Source organism: Desulfosporosinus sp., assembly GCF_014237355.1.
Taxonomy (GTDB): domain Bacteria; phylum Bacillota; class Desulfitobacteriia; order Desulfitobacteriales; family Desulfitobacteriaceae; genus Desulfosporosinus.
On record NZ_JABZFS010000002.1, the window covers coordinates 1 to 25,362 of the forward strand.

The 25,362-nt window shown below is 40.7% G+C and carries 23 protein-coding genes and 2 riboswitches; of the genes, 6 read left to right on the plus strand and 17 right to left on the minus strand.

Going from position 1 to position 25,362, the window contains the following annotated elements:
- The 5 genes from HGJ98_RS00025 to HGJ98_RS00045 all read right to left on the minus strand — a co-directional run.
- Positions 1-624, minus strand: a 624-nt coding sequence (locus HGJ98_RS00025; protein WP_291348940.1) for a branched-chain amino acid ABC transporter permease, incomplete at its 3' end; no start/stop codon positions are given.
- Positions 625-644: 20 nt separating this feature from the next.
- Positions 645-1,508, minus strand: coding sequence for a branched-chain amino acid ABC transporter permease (locus HGJ98_RS00030; RefSeq protein ID WP_291348941.1), 864 nt, complete (start codon positions 1,506-1,508; stop codon positions 645-647).
- 204 nt (positions 1,509-1,712) lie between these two features.
- Positions 1,713-2,963 carry an ABC transporter substrate-binding protein gene (locus tag HGJ98_RS00035; RefSeq protein WP_291348942.1) on the minus strand — a complete coding sequence of 417 codons (1,251 nt, stop codon included), beginning with the start codon at positions 2,961-2,963 and terminating at the stop codon, positions 1,713-1,715.
- A gap of 743 nt (positions 2,964-3,706) precedes the next feature.
- The gene (locus tag HGJ98_RS00040) at positions 3,707-5,107 is read right to left on the minus strand and encodes a sigma 54-interacting transcriptional regulator (protein WP_291348943.1); all 1,401 of its coding nucleotides are present in this window, start codon (positions 5,105-5,107) and stop codon (positions 3,707-3,709) included.
- Positions 5,108-5,406: 299 nt separating this feature from the next.
- Entirely contained in the window at positions 5,407-5,592 is a 186-nt protein-coding gene (locus HGJ98_RS00045; RefSeq protein ID WP_291348944.1) for a hypothetical protein, read from the minus strand.
- A 152-nt stretch (positions 5,593-5,744) separates the two neighbouring features.
- Here HGJ98_RS00045 and HGJ98_RS00050 point away from each other — a divergent pair, with 152 nt between their 5' ends.
- A complete protein-coding gene (locus HGJ98_RS00050; protein ID WP_291348945.1) occupies positions 5,745-7,163 on the plus strand; it encodes a Na+/H+ antiporter NhaC family protein in 1,419 nt (472 codons plus the stop codon).
- A 14-nt stretch (positions 7,164-7,177) separates the two neighbouring features.
- On the opposite strand, the gene HGJ98_RS00055 is transcribed toward HGJ98_RS00050, so the two are convergent.
- Complete coding sequence (locus HGJ98_RS00055) at positions 7,178-7,828, minus strand: TrkA family potassium uptake protein (protein ID WP_291348946.1); 651 nt, start codon at positions 7,826-7,828, stop codon at positions 7,178-7,180.
- Positions 7,829-8,082: 254 nt separating this feature from the next.
- Here HGJ98_RS00055 and HGJ98_RS00060 point away from each other — a divergent pair, with 254 nt between their 5' ends.
- Entirely contained in the window at positions 8,083-8,385 is a 303-nt protein-coding gene (locus HGJ98_RS00060) for a zinc-ribbon domain containing protein (RefSeq protein ID WP_291348947.1), read from the plus strand.
- Between the two features lie 59 nt (positions 8,386-8,444).
- On the opposite strand, the gene msrB is transcribed toward HGJ98_RS00060, so the two are convergent.
- Positions 8,445-9,422 carry a peptide-methionine (R)-S-oxide reductase MsrB gene (gene msrB / locus HGJ98_RS00065; protein ID WP_291348948.1) on the minus strand — a complete coding sequence of 326 codons (978 nt, stop codon included), beginning with the start codon at positions 9,420-9,422 and terminating at the stop codon, positions 8,445-8,447.
- 128 nt (positions 9,423-9,550) lie between these two features.
- On the opposite strand from msrB, the gene HGJ98_RS00070 reads away from it, so the two are divergent.
- Positions 9,551-10,405, plus strand: coding sequence for a methyl-accepting chemotaxis protein (locus HGJ98_RS00070; protein ID WP_291348949.1), 855 nt, complete (start codon positions 9,551-9,553; stop codon positions 10,403-10,405).
- 250 nt (positions 10,406-10,655) lie between these two features.
- Positions 10,656-12,293 carry an acyl-CoA dehydrogenase gene (locus HGJ98_RS00075; protein ID WP_291348950.1) on the plus strand — a complete coding sequence of 546 codons (1,638 nt, stop codon included), beginning with the start codon at positions 10,656-10,658 and terminating at the stop codon, positions 12,291-12,293.
- Between the two features lie 345 nt (positions 12,294-12,638).
- Here HGJ98_RS00075 and HGJ98_RS00080 read toward each other — a convergent pair whose 3' ends face one another.
- The 8 genes from HGJ98_RS00080 to HGJ98_RS00115 all read right to left on the minus strand — a co-directional run bounded on the left by HGJ98_RS00080 (position 12,639) and on the right by HGJ98_RS00115 (position 21,239).
- Entirely contained in the window at positions 12,639-13,481 is an 843-nt protein-coding gene (locus HGJ98_RS00080; RefSeq protein WP_291348951.1) for a DegV family protein, read from the minus strand.
- A gap of 149 nt (positions 13,482-13,630) precedes the next feature.
- On the minus strand, positions 13,631-14,647 hold the full coding sequence (locus HGJ98_RS00085) for a hypothetical protein (protein WP_291348952.1): 1,017 nt from the start codon (positions 14,645-14,647) through the stop codon (positions 13,631-13,633).
- A gap of 123 nt (positions 14,648-14,770) precedes the next feature.
- Entirely contained in the window at positions 14,771-15,112 is a 342-nt protein-coding gene (locus HGJ98_RS00090; protein WP_291348953.1) for a MazG-like family protein, read from the minus strand.
- Between the two features lie 147 nt (positions 15,113-15,259).
- On the minus strand, positions 15,260-17,542 hold the full coding sequence (locus HGJ98_RS00095) for a molybdopterin cofactor-binding domain-containing protein (RefSeq protein ID WP_291348954.1): 2,283 nt from the start codon (positions 17,540-17,542) through the stop codon (positions 15,260-15,262).
- Position 17,543: 1 nt separating this feature from the next.
- On the minus strand, positions 17,544-17,993 hold the full coding sequence (locus tag HGJ98_RS00100; protein WP_291348955.1) for a 2Fe-2S iron-sulfur cluster-binding protein: 450 nt from the start codon (positions 17,991-17,993) through the stop codon (positions 17,544-17,546).
- The gene (locus HGJ98_RS00105) at positions 17,978-18,781 is read right to left on the minus strand and encodes an FAD binding domain-containing protein (protein WP_291348956.1); all 804 of its coding nucleotides are present in this window, start codon (positions 18,779-18,781) and stop codon (positions 17,978-17,980) included. Before HGJ98_RS00105 ends, HGJ98_RS00100 begins: the two co-directional genes overlap by 16 nt.
- A 109-nt stretch (positions 18,782-18,890) precedes the next feature.
- A riboswitch (purine riboswitch) is annotated at positions 18,891-18,992 on the minus strand.
- A gap of 237 nt (positions 18,993-19,229) precedes the next feature.
- Entirely contained in the window at positions 19,230-20,393 is a 1,164-nt protein-coding gene (locus tag HGJ98_RS00110; RefSeq protein WP_291348957.1) for an alanine--glyoxylate aminotransferase family protein, read from the minus strand.
- Between the two features lie 347 nt (positions 20,394-20,740).
- Positions 20,741-20,843, minus strand: a riboswitch (purine riboswitch).
- Positions 20,844-20,969: 126 nt separating this feature from the next.
- Complete coding sequence (locus tag HGJ98_RS00115; protein ID WP_291348958.1) at positions 20,970-21,239, minus strand: hypothetical protein; 270 nt, start codon at positions 21,237-21,239, stop codon at positions 20,970-20,972.
- A gap of 190 nt (positions 21,240-21,429) precedes the next feature.
- Here HGJ98_RS00115 and HGJ98_RS00120 point away from each other — a divergent pair, with 190 nt between their 5' ends.
- Both HGJ98_RS00120 and HGJ98_RS00125 read left to right on the plus strand, forming a co-directional pair.
- Positions 21,430-21,837, plus strand: a complete 408-nt coding sequence (locus HGJ98_RS00120; protein WP_291348959.1) for a hypothetical protein — start codon at positions 21,430-21,432, stop codon at positions 21,835-21,837.
- Between the two features lie 94 nt (positions 21,838-21,931).
- Positions 21,932-22,933: a methyl-accepting chemotaxis protein gene (locus HGJ98_RS00125; RefSeq protein WP_291348960.1), complete on the plus strand. Its 1,002-nt coding sequence runs from the start codon at positions 21,932-21,934 to the stop codon at positions 22,931-22,933.
- Positions 22,934-22,971: 38 nt separating this feature from the next.
- Here HGJ98_RS00125 and HGJ98_RS00130 read toward each other — a convergent pair whose 3' ends face one another.
- Together HGJ98_RS00130 and HGJ98_RS00135 are read right to left on the minus strand one after the other, a co-directional pair.
- Positions 22,972-24,546, minus strand: a complete 1,575-nt coding sequence (locus tag HGJ98_RS00130; protein WP_291348961.1) for an ASKHA domain-containing protein — start codon at positions 24,544-24,546, stop codon at positions 22,972-22,974.
- Positions 24,547-24,569: 23 nt separating this feature from the next.
- Positions 24,570-25,340: an NRDE family protein gene (locus HGJ98_RS00135; RefSeq protein ID WP_291348962.1), complete on the minus strand. Its 771-nt coding sequence runs from the start codon at positions 25,338-25,340 to the stop codon at positions 24,570-24,572.
- Positions 25,341-25,362 lie beyond the last annotated feature (22 nt).

Sequence of the window (25,362 nt, forward strand, 5' to 3'; positions counted from 1 at the left end):
TAACTTGCTTTTCATGACATTAATCCCCAGGGTAGCTGCTAATTCTTCGCTGTTACGAATCGATTTGAAGGTTCGACCGACAAGGGAGGAAACGATTCGACTCATGACAAAGATGGTTAGTATCAAAAAGACGAGAACTAGATAATACTGTGATTCCAGGGATTTAAATTCAATGGGCCCGATGTTGGACGGTATAGGGACTCCGATTAAACCTCGAACTCCTCCGGTTAAACTATCCCATTTTTCAATGACTAAGTGAATGATAACACCAATGCACAACGTCAGGATGACAAAGTAATGTCCCCGAGTTCGAAAGGAGATCAACCCTACCAGTAAGGCCACGATGGTGGTTACTGCAGCAGCAATCGGCAGGGATAACCAGAACGACAGTCCCAGCTTTAAACTGAGCAGACCGGAGGTATAGGCTCCCAGTCCAAAAAAACCGGCTTGGGCTAGAGAAAGCTGTCCTAAATAACCGACGATTAGGTTTAATCCATAGACCGCAATGGCATAAATAAAGCCTAGGGTCACGACGGTTAGGTAATATCGATTAGGGCTTATATAGGGAAAGGCGATGGCCAGCGCAAAAACAGCTAAATAGGCGATATATTTAGTTTTATACATTTTTTTAATTAAGTCCATGGTTAATGCCCTCCCTTTGCAAAAAGGCCTGAGGGTTTGATCGAGAGGATTAAAACTAGAATAGCGAAGGCAATAACATCTTTATAGTTACTGGAAATATAGGTCGCACCTAAGCTCTCCGTCATACCTAAGATGAAACTTCCGAGCACGGCTCCTGGAATACTTCCCATCCCGCCAATGACAATAATCACAAAGACCTTCATGATAATCAGCGCACCCATAGAAGGATACACTAAAAAAATCGGCCCTGATAATGAGGCTGCTGCTGAAGCCAAAAGGGAGGCTACGGCAAAGGTCAGCATCGCCACTCGATTGACATCAATACCAACGAGACTGGCACCGTCCCTGTTTTGCGCCATAGCTTCAATGGTGGATCCAATGAGTGTATGTTTTAGGAACACATACAGGGCTACCATTAAAATGACCGCTCCTGCAATGATGATTAGTCGTTGTTCGGTCAGTCGAACCCCGCCAATCATGACCACATTATCATAGATTGCTGGAATACTCCGGAAATCGGACCCCCAAAGCACCCGAGCGACAGCCTCAATAAACATCATAGCCCCTACGGCCGCTATGAATTTATTTGTACTAGGACTGTTACGCATGGGATTGAAGACTATTCTTTCTAATAGAATACCAAGTACAGCTAAAACAATTCCGGCAATCAGACCTGACACCCAATAGTTAATACCATATAACGTCATCATGAAAAAGGTAACATACCCGCCAACCATGTATAAATGTCCATGGGCAAAATTCGGCACCTCCATGATGCCATAGATTAGAGTGAGTCCTAAGGCTACCAGGCAATAAATGCTTCCTAAAGTGAATCCGTTGACAACCTGTTGTATCAATAAATCCATAGAGCCACCCCTTCCCAATCCTCTCCAGGACAGATTAATCCATCCTGTACTGTTGTTTTCCAAATAATAGAACTAGGAAGGACCGTCAGAGCTTCAGCGCCATGACGGCCCCCTAAGCTTACCGTGGCTAAGACATAATAGATATTAATTTGAGGCTTTACATCAAGTTGTCTAGGGACTTTCAGGCCTTTTGGCTTCTAGTCTCTAACTTTTGGCCTCTTGCTTCTTCATCATTTCCAGGTTATATCCTGTAGTATCTGCAGGATTCGGAATAATAAATGGTTTACCATACTTGCCATTTTCGATCATAATCCCTACTCCCGGCGTCATTGATCCTCCCCCGGCAGCAATTCCAGGTATGGGTGTTGTGACAGATGCGTCCGTTATTGGCGTTACAGCCTTCATTCCTTCAAAGATCTTGACAGCATCTGTAACATTTCCAGCTTTTTCGATTCCTCTGGCTAATAGCATCATGTGGTCATAGTTTTTGCTCGCTTCCCAAGCTGGTATTTTACCATTGTATTTAGCTTTAAAGCGTTCTACAAAAGGAAGGGCTCCATCGCTAGGGTATTGGAAAACCGGAGTAACACCTATAGCCCCTTCTAAATCTGTCATCGGTATTATAGCGGCCATTTGTTCTACTTTAGCTTGGTCCATAACAACGAATCCACCCTTGAAACCAAGCTGTCGAGCTTGCTTAATAACCAAAGCGGTTGGCTGTGACGGACCTCCTACAAACAACACATCTGGCTTTGCTGCCAGGGCCTTACTGACATAGGTATTAAAGTCGGCTTCTTTGTTATAATCCACTGGGGTATTGGCTACAATCGTTCCGCCTAACTTTTCCCAAGCAGGCACCATTGCAGAGGTCCAGTCCTTACCATATTGACTAGTAGTAGGAATAAGGGCTAGTTTTTTTCCAAACTTATCCATTACCAACTTAGAGTAAATTTCTTGATAAAGATTGTATGGAGAAGTCATTTGTACAGTCAACTTATTACCTGCTTGAGCAATCTTAGGCTCACTGGTATAAGCCATAATCAGAAATCCATCCGTCTCATTGAATTGTTGGAGAGCGAAAGCACCGCCGCTGTGCGGAATGAAAACTGCAGGAGCATTAAATTCTGATTTCAGCCTGCGCGCATTCGTTGCAGCCTTATCAGGCATGTATTGATCATCCAGTTTTACGAGATTAATTTTATACTTTTGCCCATTAACCATAAGGCCTTTTTCATTTATTTCATCAACAGCCATATCCAAACCTTCAGTTACTTCCTTACCAAATAAAGCAGCACCGCCACTTAAAGGTCCTGTGTACCCGATGTTTATCGTCTTGATTTCCTCGCTAGGTTCAGAAGATGAGGAAGGAGTATTGTTAGACGGTTTGGAACAACCTGAGACCACCAGGAGTATGATTAGTGTAAGAATAAGCCATATACTTTTTCTTCGTTTCATTTCGTGTTTGCACCTCTTTCATTTTCTCAAGGACACTGTTTTCCAAGCTCATTTTTCTTAGAACGGTTTATTGTCAGATTCCCCCCTTTTAATTACTTGTTTAATATAATATTTTGTAAATTTTGAATATTCACTTTATAATTTATGCAAATTTTGTGCCTAATCCCTATTCCTTTTAGAATTCCTATAATCGGTCCTCTGCCTTAGCTTTTTTCTAAACTTAGACTGTTCGAATGTATCACTTGCATACACTAATTGATCATTGTTGTTTACTTTATATATTACTTCTAAGCGATACCTATCCAATCTACTGTGTAATTAATTGATTAACCTATACACACCCTCTCCCTCTATCAAAATATTCAGAATGATTATACTATTTTAATAGTTGCAATTATTGTGCCATTACCTCTTAATCAACCCAGGGATATTTCATTTCCACAACTTACCATACCCTTATTAGTGAAAGTTGCGTTTCTTTGAACTAAAAGGGGTGGGCCTTTAAAAAAGACACACCCTTTTTTCATATCTAGGCTGTTTTTGCTCCCTTAAAAAATTCTGACATGGCTTTCTATTACTAAGGGATTCTTTGTTCAAATCCTAAGAATGTATAGTATAGATACATTCTATCAAGGATATCGTTTACTTAATATATCATCTAAAATCTCACTTAATCGATAGCGACTTGCAGAAGCCAAAAGAGGATGTGACTTTCATAAAAGCTCATCCTCTCCCCTGCCTGATCAATCTTCGATACCATATTTACGTAACTTATCATAAAAAGCTCTCCTGGAAATACCTAGCGCTTTCATAGCCTGGGTACGATTATTATTATAAGTAGCTAATGCTGATAGAATTAATTCCTTTTCCATCCTACCTATAATTTCTTTTACATCGTAGGGTTTATCCTCAATGCTTGAATTCTCATTATTGACAGCAATTACATGCGCCGGCAAATGACGAACTTCAATCGTGGTACCGCTACATACAATGCTTGCATGTTCTAATACGTTTTGCAACTCTCTAATATTACCGGGCCACTCATACTGCTGAAGGAACCTTACTACTTGTGGGGATAGATTAAGTTCATGCCCCACTTCCCGCGAGAATTGCTTGAGAAATGTTTTGGCTAACTCTAATATGTCATCTTTCCGCTCACGAAGAGGAGTTAAATGGAGAGGAACTATATTCAAACGATAGTACAAGTCACGACGGAAGGTCCCCTTATCGATCATGCTTTCTAAATCACGGTTGGTGGCTGCGATCACACGTATATCAACTTTGATCGTCTTTGTACCACCGACACGTTCAAATTCCTTTTCTTGTAATACACGTAATAATTTAGCCTGCATAGTAATACTCATGTCGCCTATTTCATCTAGAAATATTGTACCACTATGAGCTAATTCAAACTTACCAAGTTTGCCTCCCTTTTTAGCTCCTGTAAAAGCTCCCTCTTCATAGCCAAAGAGTTCACTTTCTATTAAATCCTCCGGTATGGCAGCACAATTGACCTTAATCATAGGCTTATCTTTACGTCGGCTGCAATTATGAACTGCCCTAGCCAGAACTTCCTTGCCCACTCCGCTTTCACCAAGAATCAACACTGTGCTTTCAGTTAGTGCTACTTTAGCTGCTAACACCAGGGTTTCCTTTAACCGACTGTTCTGTCCTACGTATTCTTTGAAGGACATAGGAAGGTGCTCCCATTGTTCTAACTGCTCTTTCAAATAATCTGCAACACCCTTAGTTTGCTGTAATTCCCGATTAAGCTCAACCACTTCTGAAATATTTTTAAAGATTGAGACTGCCCCAATGATGTTATTTCCATTATATAAAGGAAAAGAGCTACCCACTACATTAATGTCTAGAGATTCAACATAACCGTTCCCTCTACTTGGCTTTCCCGTATGCAGCATTCTGATAGTTGGTGAGTCAGGTTCGATTACGTCTAGTCTTCGGCCTAGAACTTTGGCCACGGGAACCCCTAAAATTTTTGCATAAGCCTCATTAGCATAGACAATTGTAGTGTCCGAATCAATAACTAGTACTACATCATGGATATTATCCAAGATTTCAAATAAGAGTTCACGATTCCATTGTGGAATAATACTTGTTGTGACAGCATGGACTCCGGCACTCATGTTTATCCCTCATTTTTTGTATCTTTTGTAAACATTATAAGGGCCATAGGCGGGTAAGTAAAGCTAAATCCCCAAATATTTTAAACATTCTCAATATTATGCTAGATACTTCTTAATCCATTGTAATATGCTTACTTTCAAGCGTCTTCAACTAGATTAGGGATACTTTTTCGTATCTCATCTTTCCAGGTAGTGATTAAAGTAATTAGACCGCTGTATACAATTAAGACACTAGCAATGGAGCTAGTGCCTTAATGCCTTAATTGTATGACGGGTTAATTTAGGTTTTCTGATGTATTTCATTTTGACTTGGTTAAGCGCGGTAGATCCCAGAATTCTTTCTTTAGAGGTACTTCATAAGTAATCTTCGTATACTGTTCTTTGTCATAGGTTTGACCTCTTAACAGGTCAACTAAAAAACGCTCACCGCTCTTCTTATCTTCAATAACTACCATTCGACTAGGATTACTTTGTGGTCTTTCCAAAACAAAATCTCCTTATCTACATAGAAATTTAAATGTGAAAATACTATATCCCTATTTAATTCGGTAATAATTAGCTAAATCCTTCTAATAATAGCATTGCCATTCAGGGGATAATATATAAATAGAAGAAAACTCAGAAAGCAGGAGCATGTATGGAAGCCTCATGGATTTCACTTTTACCATTTCTAGTCGTTATTCCAATAGCTATCCTATCCAAACAAGTTCAACCAGGACTGTTCGCCGGTTTAATATTAGGAAGTTACCTTGTACAGCCGGATCTATTTGGTGGAATTAAGACCCTTATCTCCTATCTTATAAACAATCTTGTACAGCCGAATAATATTAGGATTATTATCTTTCTTTACGTTTTTGCTGGCCTTATCAGTTTAACTAGGATTACGGGAGGAATAAAAGGTTTTGTCGACCTAGTAGGACGCAAAGTTAAAACCAAACGGTCAGCAATGTTACTTATATGGCTCTCGACAATTGGTACATTTAATAATCCAAATTTTCGAATTGTAACAATTGCACCTATCATGAAACTTCTAAAAAGGAGATTACCCCTATCTACTCAGAAAATCGGTTTTATGATTGAAGTCACTTCAAATCCTGTTGTTGCGCTCGTGCCTGTTGCCACGGCCTTTGTCGGTTATATGGTCTCTTTGATTGGGACAGCGATGCAGCAAATAGGTATTAATGAATCCCCCTACAGTGTTTATATCAAGAGTATACCCTTTAACTTTTTTTCACTAGTTATAATAGGAATAGGCATTTACTTTAGCTTTTTTAAGGAAATGAGCCAATCTGCCAATGCCGATTTAATTGGAAATTCTGAAGAACAGCGAGAAGAGGAAGAACTACAAAAATGCATACAAGCCTTCGAAAAGGAAATCCCCAGTAAGCCTCTAAACCTTTTAATGCCCCTTAGTATCGTCTTAATTATGACTCTTTTTTTAAGTTGGTGGGATGGACATGCCCGAGCAAGTAGCTTCTTTGATGCCTTTGTTAAAGCTGACGCCCTTGGAGTTATGCTCGAGGCCTTGTTCATTACATTGATTCTTTCCTTAATTTTTTTCTTTATCCAACGCTATAGTATCGCGAAATTAGTCAACCATTTCATTGATGGGGGCAATGAATTGATCTCGGTTATCCTTATGCTTACGTTAGTTTGGGCCTTATCAGCAGTCTCAGAAGACTTAGGTTTCTCAAGTTATATTACATCAAATCTAGTAGGCTGGATTCCATCAGCCTTTATAGCCCCCGTTGTATTTATCTTAGGCAGCTTGCTCTCTTATTTTATAGGGTCGTCATGGGGAACTTGGGGATTGTTGATGCCCCTTGCTGTAACCCTTGCTCATCAGACCGGATCTAATATCATCCTTGTCATCGGGGCTGTGTTTGCTAGTGGCACCTTCGGAGCTTTTGCCTCTCCCCTGAGTGATAATTCCATAACACTTTGTGCAATCCTTGATCTGCCCGTGATGGAGTATGCCCGATCAAAGTTAAAGCTATCGTTAATTGCCGCTGGAATAACCACCCTTTTATTTGGTGTTGCGTCCTTCTTTATTTGAACAGATTACTGGAATCAATCCGGTAATTTTGCAAGTAACTTTTTATTTCCTACTATAACTAGAATGTCTCCATGGTTAATTACAGCATTTGCTCCTGGAGCAATGATAATTTCGTCTTCCGTCTTTTTGATAGCTATTACGCTGATTCCATAAACCGCTCTGAAATCTAATTCTCCCAGTGATTTGTTTATAAAATGTGAGGAAGCAAGAATCTCAAAAATACTATACTGGGGAGATAATTCAATAAAATCCATGACGTTAGAAGTCACTAGATTGTGAGCTACACGAATTCCCATATCCTTTTCTGGATAGATGACTTTATCTGCCCCTATTTTTTCTAACACCTTTCCGTGTTGAGTGGATTGGGCCTTAGCAATGACATACGGAATACCCATTTCTTTTAGCATAAGAGTGATCAGAATATTTGCTTCAAGATCATCCCCCATGGCTACTACCGCTATATCTAGATTTCTAACTCCTAACGTTCGAAGGACTTCCTCATCGCGAGCATCGGCCTGTACAGCCTGAGTTACATCGTTCATTATAGCCTGAACCATAGTTTCATCTTTATCAATAGCCAAAACATCATGTCCTAGCTCACTAATGGTTCTTGCAACACTAGTTCCGAATCGACCTAAACCAATCACCACAAATTGTTTGCGCACAAGTTTACTCCTATTCTGTCTAACTAGGTTCTTTAATTATTTGACCTAATTGACTGGCTTGTATTCATCTTAGAATTTTGAGTTACTTAAGTAAATAATTATACTCCCCCGAAATTACCTCGGTCAACTTGAGTGATTATTAAACGTATCGACCTCTCCGAGTGAACGAAACAATGATAAAAAAATGAAACTTGGTTATACTCTATAATATCGGTGTATAACATCAGGAAGTTCTAGCTAAAAGAGGTGTTTTTATGTTTAATGACAAGGTTTTGACTTGTCGGGATTGTGGTCAGGAATTTGTTTTTTCCGCATCAGAACAGGAGTTTTTTGCTGAGAAAGGGTTTACGAACGAGCCAGGAAGATGTCCTCAATGTCGTGCAGCCAAAAAGGCTCAGACTAGGTCTTCTGGGGGATATAACCGTCAGGAACGGGAAATGTTCCCTGCTACTTGCGCTACGTGCGGGAAGGAAACGACAGTACCGTTTCGTCCGTCTGGAGAGAAGCCTGTATATTGTCGGGATTGTTTCCATCCTACTCCACGTAACAATTGGTAAAACTTTTTGCGCAAAAACCTCCTCGGTCATAACCGAGGAGGTTTTGATATAATACGAATTTATTCTTTCAGATTGTTATCAAAAAACCTCTGGTACTCTCCGTATCCCTCTTCAGTTAAATTTTCTTTCGGAATAAACCGCAAGGAAGCTGAATTAATACAATAGCGCAGCCCTGTGGGCTTCGGACCGTCAGCAAAGACATGACCAAGGTGTGCTTCAGATCTAGTGCTTACAACCTCTGTCCGTCTCATCGAATGACTGAAATCAGGCTTTTCTATAACCCTTTCTGGCTGGATAGGTTTCGAAAAGCTTGGCCATCCACACCCCGAATCAAATTTATCCAGAGAATTGAAGAGAGCCTCCCCGGATATCACATCAACATAAATACCCTCTCGGTCGTTATCCCAGTATTCATTCTGAAAAGGGGGTTCGGTACCCCTGTTCTGAGTAACTTCATATTGCATCACTGTAAGTTTAGATTTTAATGCCTCTTTCTCTTGATCATCTTTACTCCAATGCTCCTTCAGAAAAGTATCTCGCCCCGAACCCTGGCGATAAGCCCCATATCTTAATGGGAACTTTCTATAATAGTCCTGATGATAGTCCTCTGCAGGATAAAACGTGGTTGCCGGTAGAATTTCAGTAACGATAGGACCCCTAAATCGTTTGCTTTTTTCGAGGGCTTCTTTTGACCTTTCCGCCCAATTCTTTTGCTCCTGATTGTGATAAAAAATAGCAGTTTTATAGGCTTGTCCTAAATCAACAAACTGTCCATTAGGATTAGTTGGGTCGATTTGTCTCCAGAAAGTCTCCAGTAAGGAGTTATATGATAATGAATCCGGGTCAAACCTGACTTGAACAGCCTCGAAATGTCCTGTCTTTTTAGAACACACATCCTCATAGCTTGGATTCTCCAAGTGACCTCCAGTGTATCCTGAAAGCACACTAATGATTCCAGGTAGTTCCTCAAAGGGTTTCACCATACACCAAAAACAGCCTCCAGCAAAGGTAGCAAGTTCATATCTGATATTATTCATAATTTCCCTCACATTCTTCAAACTAGTCAGAATTTATTACAATTGCGCAGTTTTTTTCTTTATGCTATTATTTGATAAACAGAAATAATCATACTCATGTATAAAGACTATAAGAAAGAGGTTTTAATATGCTACATCATGAAGATTCAACCCTTAGTGATAATCAGCTTTTAATAATCATCGGAGAAATGGCGTCTTTATTTCATGAACTAATCCCAATAGATAATACCATTGCGGTTACTGATAAAGAAAAGTTCCTCTATTATTGCATGGGCACCGAAGCAGTGTCTGCACAAGCTGATATAATTGGGAAACCCTTCCCTAAGGCTGGCAATATTCCGACTACGTTGCAAACAGGTACTCTACAAAGAGGAATAATCCCTAAGGAAGTGTATGGGGTAGCGTTTAAATCCTCAACCCTACCCATTAAGAACTCGAATAATACGACCATAGGTACTTTAACTCTTGCTTTAAGCTTGAAAAATCAAACGGCTTTACAGGAATCAGCAGAGAATATCTCAGCTTCTGCAGAACAGCTCTCGGCTTCCACCGAGAGTCTTGCATCCTCAGCAATGCTTCTTTCTGGTAGCGTATCGGAAGTTCAAGGTCAAACCCAAGAAATAATTAAACTCATTGAACAAACTAATAATATTCTTGACTTTGTGAATAATGTTGCCTCTAATTCAAGACTTTTAGGATTAAACGCTGCTATTGAGGCTGCTAGGGCGGGTCAATATGGAAGAGGGTTTGCTGTCGTTGCTGATGAAATAAGAAAAATGGCAGAAAATAGTGCGAAATCGGTTAATGATACCAAGAAACTTTTATCTACTATTAACGAAAGAGTTAATGATCTTATGAGGCAAGTCGAGGAATTAACCGATGTCGCACATGCACAGGCAGCTGCAACTGAAGAAATGACTGCTGGGATACAAAGTTTTACAGAGAGTACTCAAATCGTACAACAAGTTTCTCAGATCATATAGATAACCGAAAGGCCCTTCGTTCACTACAATTGGACGAGGGCTTTCATTTTTGCTTAGTATCGGAAAAATCAATTTAAACTATTCTGAAAACAATTGCTTTACATTCTTAAGATTTGTGAGATAATTGAGACGAATGAGTGAATGATTATTCATTTGCGAGTAAAAATGAAAGGTGTGAGGTGTATTGTCCCTGTTACTTAATCCTCAAAACTATGAATGTCCGCAAAAGGATTCACCTTCTAAAGAAATAATGGAGAAAACAATTCATTTCTTCGAAGATAAAGGGCTCAAAAGCATCAAAGAAGATGATCAGGCAAGTAGATGGTACACTGATTTCCTGAAGTTTATTAAAAACGAACAAGTCTTTTCAACCCTGCTTACTCCCGCCGGTTATGGTGCACCTGACTCGCGTTTTGATTTAAGTCGAGTCTGTGAATTCAACGAAATTAGTGCATTTTATTCGTTATCTTACCAGTACGCCTACCAGGTTTCCATTCTCGGACTTGGACCAATTTGGATGGGAGATAATGAAAAGGCCAAACACTTAACCGCTCAAAAATTAAGAGACGGTGCAATCTTTGCCTTCGGTTTGTCCGAAAAAGCACATGGCGCTGACCTTTACAGCAATGAAATGGCGTTATCTTCAAGTAATGACGGACACTACCTAGCGAACGGAGGCAAATATTATATCGGAAATGCCAATGAAGCAGCACTTGTATCAACTTTTGCTAAATATGAAGACACCAAAGATTACGTGTTCTTTGTCGTTGATAGCCAACACCGTAATTACAAATTGATCAAGAAAATTCAAACATCAGGAGTCCGTCCCGCCTATGTTGGGGATTACGAACTTATAGATTATCCGATTACTCAGGATGAGATCCTATCAAGTGGTCCTCTGGCTTGGGATTCAGCTCTTTCTAGTATTAATATCGGAAAATTCCAATTAGGATTTGCATCCATTGGTATTTGCACACATGCTTATTATGAAGCTTTGAATCACGCCTCTAACCGGGAATTATACGGCAAGAAGGTCACAGCATTTCCACATATTCAGAAAATCTTTACCGAATCCTATGCTCGTCTAATTGCGATGAAATTATATGCTTTAAGAAGTTTAGATTATTTCCGTTCCGCTTCTGATGATGACAGACGCTATCTACTTTATAATCCTATTCAAAAAATGAAAGTTACCACCCAGGGAATGAAAATTATCGAAATGCTGCTTGATGCAATTGCAGCTAAAGGGTTTGAGCAAGACACATATTTCGAAACCGCCATCCGTGATATTGGTATGATACCCCGCTTGGAAGGCACGACCCATGTAAACATTGCCCTAGTAATTAAGTTTATGTCTAATTATTTCTTTAATCCTACGGAATACCCCACTATTCCTAAACGAGATGACATCGCTGACGATTCCTACCTTTTCCGTCAAAAAGCGGGAAAGCTTGCTTCTGTCCGTTTCCCTGACTACCGCTTGGCTTACGAAGGAATCCAAGTCTCTAATGTTATTATCTTCCAAGAACAAATCGAACTCTTCCGTTCCTTCTTAGAACAGGCTAGCCCTAGTCAGGAGCAATCAAAAAACATTGACTATATGCTTGCTTTAGGTGAAATGTTTACATTAATCGTTTATGCCCAGCTGATCTTGGAAAATTCCAAACTTCATACCATCTCTTCAGCTTTGCTTGATGAGATCTTTAGCTTCCTAGTTCGAGACTTTGCACAATTTGCTTTAACCCAAATCTCTAACTATAATAATTCTACTCAACAAGAAGAGTTCTTGAAAGCCATGATGAAAAAGCCCAACTTAAATGCTGCAACCTCTCAAGCACTATGGGAGACTGAAGTTAAGCCATTAGTTGGTGCCTATCAACATGCTTAACCCTATTTGACTCTTCGCAGTTTAGTCTGGCTCTTCGCTTTTGATAAAGGATAGACTTTAGATACCTTGGGTTTCTGTCTTTTCTCTGATTTTAGACGCCGTCTATTTGACCAATAACCAAATAACACAATAATTCCTATAGCTATCCCTAACGTCCAATAGCCCATATCCACTCACCCTTCTTGCTGACACAATTAATCCTTTTATAAATATGCAAATTCTGCCCTACTCAATTCCTGATGTAACCCTTATTTTAATAGTTCTCCAATAATAGTATTATTAAAGATTCTTAAATAGTCATATGAAAAGAACCCTTGGGTGTAATATCCCATGGGTTCTAGCTTTTTACTCGAACTGTATAGCAGCCCCCACTGTACCTGGACCAGTGTGCACTCCTATGACCGGTCCCACCTGAGTAAAGACAGTCGTCGGTATTTGAAAAGCATATTCTAAAGCTTCCTTTAGATATACTCCAGCCTTTTGTGCTGCACCATGAACTACTACTAAATGGATTGGTTTCCTGCCTTTTGCTAAATCTTTATAAGCCTGGACAACATTATCTAAAGCTTTCTTCTGACTGTGTGCTTTTCCATAGGTATGATATACTCCATCATCCCCTACTCTGATAATAGGCTTAATATTTAAAAGAGCTCCCATGAAACCTTGAACCTTTCCGATACGCCCACCTTTTTGCAGGTATTCCAACGTATTTAATGTAAAAAGTGTTTCTATATTTAGTCGAGCCTTCTTAAGGCTCTCAAGAATCCACTCAGTTTCATGACCTGCTTTAATATTTCTCGCAGCCTCCATCAACATTAAACCTGCACCAAGACTGATGGTTTTTGAATCTACAAGATGAATCTTCTCTTTAAACTTCTCTTTGGCAAGATAGGCGGCGTTGAATGTACCGCTCAGTGCTGAGGATATATGCACAGAGATGACCTCTTGATATTCCTCTAGTAACTGACTGTATAAACGTTCGAACTCTTCCGGAGTAGGTTGTGATGTTTTCGGAAGTACATTTTCTTCCATTAACCGCCGATAGAAATCCTCACTTGAAAGTTCACCATCAGTATACTCCTGCTCTCCAAATCTCACTTTTAGAGGGATGACATGGACATCACAATCCTTTTTTACTTCTTCCGTAAGATCCGCCGTACTATCTGTCACCAGGGCAATCCTTTTCATCTTGAACCCTCCGTTTAATAACATTTCCATCTACCTACATCATTCGGTAAAATCCGATAAATTCCTCTTCCCATATTAGAGAAATTTTATTCACTTAAACAGAAAAAAGGCTGGATACATGGGCCAGCCTATCTTGGCGAATTCTTTCCTTACCCAAGTCTTTGTCTTAGATTTTGGGATATTTCACGTAAAAGTTCAAAGGAGTGTTTGATACTAGCAGTTCCATCCCCATTGATTAGACAGCATCGAGATGGGGCTAACCAGGAACGATCATAAATTAGCTGATCATCTAATCCATGCTGATTAAGAAATCTCCATAAATCAAGTAACCGATCTATCAGAGATTGACTGGTCTCTAAACTTAATTCGCTTGTCAAAGTGGGGATTATCCCCCAGGATATTATTCTCCCACGTTGCAAAAACTCTTTTAACTCATCAACATAGCGTACCAAAATGTGACCCCAGCTAAAAGCATCAACCGAAAGAATATCAATGTCTGCCTTTAACAGAAAGTCCCAGTCAGGGTTTCCACATAAATGAACTCCCTTTGGGCCCGGCAGTTTAGATAAGAAAGCTCTGTACTCCACCTGTGCAACTTCTGAAGTATAAGCACTAAGGGAGTTGAAAATCATTTCTAGGCCTGGTTCATCCAACCATACAAAGGGGTTAGGATGGACTTGTTTTAACTGATTATATTGCCAAGTGATCTTATGTGTAAGAAAATCGTAAAGAATCTCACGGACAAAATCGTTATAAATCATGGGTTTACGTTCTTCATCGCAAATTTTAAGTCCAAAACTGATTGGGCCAACTGTCTGCCCATGAATCATTTTATAAGACGACAAATCATGCGTCAAAAAGCCATTAAAAGCTGCTGAGGACTCCTCCGATAAAGCAAAATGATCCGTATTACTGCTAGCTTCCAGGTATTCATCAAGTTCTTGTGCAAAGCGTTCATGGGAGAAATGGAGGCTTTGTTTTCCTTCATCAACGATGATTCCAGGGAAATGCTCGGCAAATTGAGCATACATGTCTTCTTTAAAACGGAAGCGGGGTAACTGCGGCCAAAAGGGGATGTCTAAACTAAGCGCCAATCTTTGTGCCTCTGTTAAACTAGTGTGAGGTAAAATACCCATGGCGGTTGTTAATGCTTGACCTGTCAGCATACATAACAACCTCCTTCCTGTCAGAATAGTTCGATTATTTATTATCTAAAGTATATCAAATCCCTATCTGACATATCGTGATTTTGATCACATCAAACTTTGTTTATGAATCAACCTAGTAAGTCAATCACAATACCCTTTGTTACGTAATTTCGTTAAATGCTCTGCCAAAATATCTTCCAAATTAATGCCATATTGCTCTTCCAGGACAAACATCATCGTGACCGCAGTCTGTGCTACATCGACCAATTCTCGAGCAACCATCTGCATCGCTTCAGCTTCTTCCATACGCTGACGTTCTCCACTTAATCCCCTCAGTTTACCTATTGCTTGCGCTAACTCTCCAGATTCCTCCATGATTTTCAAGGCAGTGCTTTCTAGAGAAGGGCTCAAACGGTTTAAACGAGGAAGGGTTACGGTCTTAGAAACAAGCTGTTCTTTGCTAAATTTATGGTTTGGATCCATTACACCACGACCTCTCGAATCTCTTATCTATCAGTATGAATTTATTATAGCATCCATATCCCAAGAACGCTCCTTAATCGTCAAATCACAATGAAATAAAAAACTCCCCTACCTAAAGTAAGGGAGCTACTAATTCTTAATCAAGACCTAAATCAATTTCTTCATACCTAAGAAAACCTTTTCCGGTGTAATCGGCAAATGATGCTCTCTGACTCCAACGGCATTGTAAATCGCATGAGAAATGGCTGGCGGTGGTGTATTAGCCACGACTTCTCCTATGGATTTTGCCCCAAAGGGACCTGTGGGTTCAAAGCTCTCTTCAAACTCTATACGCACTTTCCCAACATCCTTACGAGTAGGAATTTTATATTGCATAAAGCTGTTTGTAGCCATTTTTCCGATCTCATCATACCTTACCTGTTCATAAAGGGCCATGCCAATTCCTTGAGCAATTCCGCCTTCGGCTTGAATACGAGCGAGATTTGGGTTAATTACTGTACCGCAGTCGATAACTGCAACATAGTCAATTAAGTCTACTTTTCCGGTCTCTCGATCAACTTCCACCTCAGCAAAACCGGCAACATAAGGCGGGGGGGATACTTCACACCCCTGAGTAACATACCCCACAAGCTGTAGATTTCCCCTACCTAGGATGGTAAGTTCCGCTAGTTTAGCCAAGCTTATCTCTTGATCCCCGCTTAAGGTACGGACCCCAGAGCCATCGAATTCAACGTCTTGCAAGGTAACCTCTAAAAATGCTGCGCCTTGTTCGAGTATTTTTCCTTTTAACTCCTCTGCTGCCTTTACGACCGCCGCCCCTGCTACATAGGTCGTACTTGAAGCATAAGAACCTGGGTCGTAGGGAGAAGTATCTGTATCTCCCGCATTAACAATAATCTTTTCCATAGGGATCTCTAAAATCTCTGCAGCCATCTGGCTGAGAATAGTATCGCAACCCGTTCCCATATCCGTTGCCCCAGTAAGAAGAGTAACGTTTCCATCATCATTTAAGCGAATTTCAGCAGAAGCAGTCCCGATAGTGGCAATCCCCGAGCCCTGCATCGTGATCGCCATACCAACCGCTCTAACTTTGTTGTTACCGACGTCTCGACTTGGGAATTTCTCTTCCCAGCCAATGAGCTCTTTACCCTTAGCGATACACCGATCTAAAGACGAGCTGCCGAGCCTAACTCCATGACCTGTAAGAAAGGTTTCTCCAACTTTACTAATATTTTTTAAACGAAGTTCTGTTGGATCCATCTTTAAGTGTTCTGCTAACTTATTGACCGTAGATTCCAAAGCGAAGGTACCTTGGGTTGCTCCGTATCCTCTAAAAGCCCCGGCAGGCATTTTGTTAGTGTATACAGCTTTTCCATCAAACCGTACTGCTCTCGTTTTATTATAAAGGGGGAGAGTGTAATGACCTACACAACCTAAAACCGTTGGAGCATGCTCTCCGTAGGCACCAGTATCAGATAAGACCTGCATATCCAGCGCTCTAATAAAACCATCTTGGTCAGCACCTAGTTTCACTGATATTCTCATAGCATGTCTACTTGTCGTACAGCTAAAGGTTTCTTTTCGATCATAAATGATCATGGCTGGTTTACCTGTTTTCAAGGTTACAATGGCGGCAAAGATATCTCCTGCCCCAGTTTGCTTTCCCCCAAATCCGCCACCGATTCTAGGCTTGATTACCCTTATTTTTGTAGAGGAGATTTGCAAGGCTCGTGCTAATTGTCTTCGAATATGAAAAGGAACTTGTGTGGAACTGAGTACGATCAGCCTGCCCACGTGATCCAGATAGGTGAAAGACCGATAGGTTTCCATCATAGTATGCGCTTGAGCTTGTGGATAATAGACATCCTCGACCACCACGGCACATTGTTTGAATTCTTCTTCCACATCACCAACTTCTTCATGACAGGAAGACGTAATATTCTGGTCCTTTTGTAGTCCAATATCAAAGTTACAGCTTAAATCCTCTTCAGTATGCACCACCGAGGAATGCCCTATGGCCTGCTCGAAATCTAATACAGGCTCCATCACTTCATACTCAACCTTGATCTTTTTCATCGCCAAGAGCGCCGTTTTTTCATCCACCGCTGCAATAATAGCCACTTCATCCCCTACATAGCGAACAACTTGATCGAGTATGAGACGATCATAAGGTGAAGGTTCAGGATAAGATTGACCAGCTAAGGTAAATCGCTGGTTGGGAACATCCTTATAGGTAAGGATACATTCCACCCCTTCTAAACTCTCTGCCTTTGAAATGTCAATGGACGTAATTTTAGCATAAGCGTGTGGGCTTCTTAAAATCTTTACCACTAAGGCATTAGCCACGGCCAAATCCTCAGTATAGACTGGTTTACCCATAGCGATTGCCATTCCATCAATTTTTCGTATGCTTTGACCAACGCTTTTCATCCTATGCCACCCCCAGATAGGTCTTGATCGCCCTAAGCTGTCCCATATAACCCGTGCACCGGCATAAGTTGCCTGTTAAATAGTGAATAATCTCTTCCTCCGTAGGGTTAACTAACTCATTTTTCATAGCTAAGACACTCATAATAAAACCTGGGCTGCAAAAACCGCATTGTTCCGCCCCTTCCGCGCTGAGTATACGGGCAAATTCTTCTGCTTCCTGAGGAAGTCCCTCTATGGTTGTGATTTTCTTACCATGGGCGCGTACAGAAAGAATCGAACATGAAAGCATTGATTTGCCGTCAATCCATATAGTACAAAGTCCACAGCAGCTTGTATCACAAGCCTTTTTAACGCTCAAGAGTCCATGGGATCTCAAGGTATCCGCTAAAAGCTCATCATTTGCCACATCCCATTTAACTGCTTTATCATTAATCGTTAATTCGATTTGCATGCTGCCACCTCCATTATTCCACGTTTAACAAGCGTTTTACAAAGGGCTTTACGATACACTGCTGTTCCCCGAGTATTCGTTCCAAAGGATAATTCTTCCGATGCTCTCTGAGCTGCTTCTTCTATCCTTTCTAACGTCAGTTCTTCCTGCTCAAGCATTTCGGAAGCACCAAATGCAATGTCGGCTTTACTCGGCCTAGCGCCCACTACAATTGTCCAATGATTATCAAGCTTAGAGACCGCCACATTTAACACTGCATAATCGCTGGCAGAACTTCTAAAACTCAAGTAAGTTGCTTGACGCACAGTTTTTTGGATCCATAATCGAACAAGAAGGTCTTTTTCTAACGGTCTGGCTAGAAAGTCAGCCAAAGACATTCTTCCACCCTTAAATAACTCAACTTCCGTGTCCAGGCATAACATAGCCGTGATCAAATCAGAAAAACCGTATTTAGAATAAATTGAAGCACCCACTGTAACGCCGTTTCTAAATTGTACGCCAATAATGTCACGAACGGATTTAGGAAGTATCCCATTATAATTCTCTTTTAAGAGAGGATGAGTTTCAAGTTCTCTCAAGCTTGTCATAGCGCCGATCACAATAAAACCATCTTGTTCTCGAATATAATTTAAATTAAGTTTCGTAAGATCTATTCCTTTATTGATCTGTTTTTTACCCATCTTCAGAAAGGCGCAGCCTCCAAGAATGGTATTATTTCGTTTATCCGTCAAGATCTGATAAGCTTCTGCTAAGTTTTCTGGTTGAACTAAATCTGTTATGGTAAACATGCTTACCCCTCCTCATTTGGCTCTAAGTCATTAGTACAAAAAAATAACCCAAGCGAACAGGTTTCAACTCAAAATTGGTGAGAGAAATCTGCCGCCTGGGAACTGGCCCTGCGGTATATCTTTCGCTCATAGTCGGACAATTTACGGCAGTCCGGTAGAAACTTGCAGACCATATCTCTGCGACTATATGAACACTATTCATTTGTCGATCATGAGCTTATTCTACAAGAAATCTCCTCAGAGGTCAATACATTTTCCGAACGTTATGCATATATTTGTATATATCGTTCGATCATTGCGTTGTCCCCTCAAGGATTCACCCTTAATCAATCCCTGCGAACTCGTTCAACTGTAAAACAAGACTGCAAGTTAATTCTTGCAGCCTTATTGCTTCACTAGTATTCGTTTTCATTATTTAACATGTACTAGGACTGAACATTTAAGCCCTTTAAGCAGAATGATAAATCCCTTTAAACTCATTGACTGCTGCATCAATATTAGCGGTATATCCCATCTCCTGAAGAGTCTCGCCAACGATTTGGAGGGCTTTAACAAACATTTCTTCAGTAGCATTTCCCATATGCCCGATTCGGAAAGCCTTCCCAGCTAATGCTGCTAAAGCCCCGGCGACGATCACGCCTTTCGAAGCCAACTTTGATCGGAACTCTACATCATTTAGGCCCTCTGGATAAATGATGCAACTTAATGTCGGAGCAGCGACATCTTCTGAAGCTAGAGGCTTCATACCATAGGCTTTCAGACCAGCTCTCACAGCTCGTCCCAGAGCTAAATGTCGACGATAACGTTTCTCCAATCCTTCGGCCATTACCAGTTCCATCCCTTTATTAAAGGCAACAATCATGTTAACCGGGGGAGTAGCAAAATATTTAACTGGGTCATTCATGACCGGAAGCCAATTCTTAATATCTGTATAGTATCCCATAACAGAAGGCATCGCTTCACGAGCTGCCAGTGCTTTCGGTCCAAAAGCCACAATTCCAAGTCCCGGCGGAACTCCAATCGCTTTTTGGGAACCTGTTAACACGACATCTATTTTATAATCCGGATGACCATATGCTTTTTGCATATCCTCTTCCAGGGCAGCCGAAGCACAAACTCCATCAAGAATAAAGAGTGCTCCTGTTTTTTTAACAACCGGAACCAATTCTTCAACATTGGCCATGACACCCGTCGATGTATCTACATGTGTCACGGTTACTGCCTTGAAACCACCCTCAGCCAATTTTTCTTCCACTAATTCTTTGCTAATCTGCTGACCCCATTCCGCTTGAAGAGTCTCAACTTGGATACCAAAAACTTTGGCCAGAGGAATAAAGCGGTCCCCAAAATAGCCATGGCTTACGACCAACAACTTTTCTCCTGGAGCAACAGTATTTATAATAGCCATTTCCATCGCCAAAGTACCTGAACCTGCAATAACAAAAACTTCCCCATCCGTGTTGAACATTTTCTTACTTAGCTCTAAGCTGTTCTTGAAAATATTTCCAAATCGAGGATCAGTGTGCCCCATTGTTTCACTGGATAAAGCCTCATATATTTCATCCACCACTGGAGTAGGACCTGGAACCAATAACATTTCTTTATTAGGCATTATGTATTCCTCCTTAATCTTTAACCATTATTAATACTTCCGATGATAATTAGCTTTGAATTATAAGACCGCAAACAGTTAGGGCTACTAGCAAAAACATCGTCTCCAAATAAAAACGCAATATCCTCCCTTCAAGTATTTCTGTCAAGTTTTTATTTGATCTAAGTAAGTGATAACTAAGATGGAGTTGTACTATCTGGTACAAAGAAGCCCAGGCGGACAGATTTCAACTCAAAATAACGTTGAGTGAAACCTGTCCGCCTGGGTTTTTATCCCTTCGGTGTAATCCAAAAAAGAAAGTACACTTCCTTATAAAATCTTTGGACCTGTACCACTCGGACCAAAGCCCTAGGTACACTTTCGCTCATAGTCGGACAATTTTACGGTAGTCCGGTAGAAACTTGCAGACCTTATTACTGCGACTATATGAACATTTTAATTCGTTTGTCTTTTTTCATTTTACAAGATATTCCCTTACAGGTCAACATTTTTTCGAACGTTTACTACGAATATGACAAAAACGTTCGCTTTGACGTATTATTCAAACCGTAGCAGGCCAAAATTGCGCTATTTAGCTCATCCTCTTTTGTCTGCCAATAACTGCTGTATCTTGACATAGCAAGCCTCGGCCTCGTCTTCTTCAATAAACCACTGGGACCCTTGTTCAGGAGACTCACTGTTAAATGTATGGATTAAACCACCTGACAGCACTCCTCTGCCCCAAGCAACAAAGAATTGAGCAGGAGAATTAACCGGATTAGTTCCTGCGCCAAAATAGACAGGAATTCCGTTTACCTCTGTACTATCAAAGACATTGGCCTTAGTTGTTCCACAAGGATTACTCATAATCTTCTTCCTTTCGGCGTCTAATTCTAGATAGTATATAATTCCAGCTTGGAGATCCTTTTTCCTTCAAGGTTTCCTTCAAGGAGCCTCTACTTAACAACACTACTTAACAACTAATACTTTCATAAGAAAACTAAATAAGCTATAATATCAAATATATCGATTAACAAAGAAAGCATGGAGGGTCAGAATGTTTACTCGGGCTTATACTCCTGAACAATCTGCTTTTGGTAAACTTGAAAATGGTCGTGACGTACTTATTCTTTACGTCAAAGAATTTAGTGAAGAGGTCAAGGCCGTTAACCAATCCGGCTTGTCGGAATATACCTATCATTGGTTTGCAACTGAACACAAAGATGCCTATGTTCTTCAGTTCACCTGGGTAAATGGAGTTCATATTGAGATCCGCTTTAATTCCCAGCACTTCGGCCTTATCGATCAACTACTTCAACCTAAAGATTTAATCCTTACAACAACTCCAATATCTCAACTCATGGAAAAAGCCCAATCAAGCAATTACGACTTTCTTGAGTTTGGGGATGTACTTACGTTTAGCAAACTATCCTTTACCGTCCCAAGTCCTGAATACCATAATTAAACTCTATTATAGGCACCCTATTCATGGTAAGAAATATCTTGCAAATTCCTACGTCTATCGTATAATTATAAAAGATTGGCAAAGAGGCGTACAAATGGCAAATGAGAATCTAGCGATCGATACTTCCGTACTACTTAGTGAACTTAAAGAAGCCAACCAAGAAATGGGGCAAGTCATTGAGTCTATTCGGCAAATTGCCCAGCACACAAACCTGCTATCTCTAAACTCAGCAATTGAAGCAGCCAGAGCAGGGGAAGCAGGGCGGGGATTTAGCGTCGTTGCTGACGAAATAAAAAAGTTAGCTACACGCAGCCTAACTTCAACCAAAGAAAGTACCAAGATTATCGAAAACATTCAATCCAAGGCAAATGAAGTTATGGCTGTCAGAACAGCGGATGTTGCTTATGATACCATCGACAAAATTGATCGAAATCTTTTCGAACGTAATTGTGATGCCCAAGCATGGGCTGGCTTTGATAAGGTAAAGAACTGTTTTACCTCCAGTGACTCCGATCGATCTATAGTGGCTAATAAACTCTTGAAAAAACTAGTGGATATTTACGAAGTCTATCTTGACCTCTATGTTCTGGATACAGAAGGGAGAGTTGTAGCGGCTGGTGTTCATCACAAACTAATCGGTCAGTCTATGGCTGAGAAAAGTTGGTTTAAAGAAGCTAAGGCTGTAAATACAATATCGGTCAGTGACCTCTATTTCTCTACAGTTGCTAATGCTCATACGGTTGCATACACTTGCCCTATTCGAAGTGACGAAGGTCAAATATTAGGTTATTTTTCTACACGATTTAATTGGAATTTTATTTATGATATCATTGATTCGGCTAGAATCAGCAAGAATGGCGATCTATTCATCATCAATAACGAAGGATACGTCATTGCTTGCCGAAGCCGCAAGGGTATCCTTGTCGATAATCTAAAAACCCTCAACGCTGCCCAGCTTGCAATAAAGGGTGAAACCTATGGTTACCTCTTCGAAAAAGACTTAATGGGGCTTAAAATATATGGCTATGCTCATACTCGAGGCTACAACGCTTATAAAGGGAAAAACTGGTCTGCTCTGGTAAGTGAAATTATTTAAACCGCGATAGATCCTCACTTAGCGACATACCCTACAACTTAGATATTATTTTCTAGCAGTCGATTCACGCTGGGGTACCGTTCAAGGTCGGTGTGAGGAAGAAATTTACTGCCTACAAATTTGTCCATAAAAGCTGCATTAGCATTTAATTCGAAATAAGTAACTTTTTCTGCAATAGCTTCTGCCTCCAAACGCTTAGTCCGAGAAAGAAGTACTTGGCGGGCAGCTTCGCCTGAGCTATTACCTAGACGAAGGATCGCTGAACGTGGAAGATCTGGATAGAGGCCTATGGTAACGGCCGATTCAATTGGTAAATACTGACCAAACGCTCCCGCAGCATAAAAATGACTAATTTCTTGCCAAGGGCAGCCGACGTTTTCCATTAATAGATCCGTAGCCGCGTTGACCGCTCCTTTCGTTGCCATGAAGTTATTAATATCCACTTGTGAAATAACGATATCTTCCCCCTCTGCTGCTTCATGGGCAGGTACTATAACAAACTCATTCTGTCCGTTCTGAAAGCGGGCCGATCGATTGATAAACCCTCCAAGAAAAAGTCCAGCTAGTGTGTCCACCAAGCCTGAACCACAGATACCTTTAGCAGGGAGATTATCAATCGTTGAGTATTCTACCCAACCAGTCTTGGGATCTATGGAAACATGGTCGACAGCTCCGGGTTCTGCTCGCATACCAAAGGTGGTAACTCCACCTTCCAGAGCAGGTCCGGCGGCACCTGCACAAGCGACAAGCCAATCTTCGTTACCTAAAACAATTTCTCCATTGGTTCCGATGTCTACAAAAAGGGAAATAGCAGGCTGTTTGTGCATACCGCTGACTAATATTCCTCCTATGACGTCTCCCCCAAGATAACTTCCAATACTAGGCAGGCAATAGACAGGGGCTAGAGAATGGATATCAATACCGATTTCCCTCGCAGGAATTAAGCCCGGATTGTTAATCATCGGAGTATATGGAGCACGACAAATCGAAGCAGGGTCTAATCCCAACAAGAGGTGAATCATCGTTGTATTAGCCCCAATAGCTGCTGCTGTAATCTTACTTGTCTCCATAGGAAGAGGACAAAGGACCTTAATTAACCGATTTAGAGTATTTAAAACTGCTTTTTGCAGTTGGGCCAAACCATTTGGTTCTGCGGCGTAACGGATACGGTTTAAAATATCTTCCCCCATCATGATTTGATCATTATAGTCGGCAGCATGTCTAAGAACCTCACCACTACATAAATCAACAAGATAGACAACGACGGTTGTTGTACCAATGTCAATGGCTAGTCCAAATTGTTCTCTAGAAGTATCGCCGGGCTCTAGATCAATCAACTTCCAGCCACAACCAATATCCGCTAGTGTTGCGGTAACCTGCCAGTCAGCACTACGACATGTACCAGGTACCTTTGGCATAATCTCCAGAGGTACACTTACAGAGCCAAAGCTACGCTCCAGCATATGGCGAACTTGATCTACATCTGCTCGGTTATCCAAAGAGCTGGGTGGGTTAAGGGATAGAAAAACTTTCCGAGTAAGAGGTGCTAAATTAGAAAGGGATGTTTGCACCTGTTCAGCAAGGATAATCGGCGTCTCTTTTTGGTTTAACATTAACAAGTACCTTCTTTAAGTTATTATTTTTTAATCTTAAATTCATAGTCCACTTCTACATGTTTCTGACCTAAATAGAAACTGCGTTCCTTAAATGTCACATGGTTTTCGCGATCTATTAAAAGCACAGTAGACGATCTCGTCCCATAGTCGGCTTTTTGGATAAAGATCGAGGATAACAACTTCTCCAGCTCGAAACTTATCCCAGTCTCAGGCAATTCATGATCCTGGGCAGGTTCACTATCGGCCAAAATCTCAAAAAGAACATGAGGTTCAATTAGTGACGCATTCTCTATATATTCTGCTAAGGCTTGTTTGCTTTTTTGAACTTTAGGCCAAGGTGTATCTAAATGATGATTACTAAGACCATAGATTCCAGAACTGAGTTCTTTAACCAGCGATGATGGTTTAGAAGAATAGTACATTAAACTAAAAGTATCCCCCACTAAGAGATTAAAAGGATTATAGAGTGCACTGTTAAGCGAAACATCTTGAATATATTTAATGGGGAATTCATGAGAACAAAGGAAATCTCGGACTAACATCCCCCGGGATAGAGGGTTCATAATCTGTGCGGCAGGATCACGAAAATTAGTGAGTGCTGCAAAACGACCTTCAAGGGTAATCCCCATCCAGGTTCCTAGCATTTCCAGATCTTTTCCCGCCAAAACCTCAGGGTGTGAATTCCAAAAATGTGCACGTTCAGTTGGTCTTCTAAAATACTCATCTCTATTGGCTGCCAGGATCAAGCGATAATGGGGATGGCAATCATAGGCAAAAAAGAGCAAACACATAATGTGTCTCCTTTCATACGCA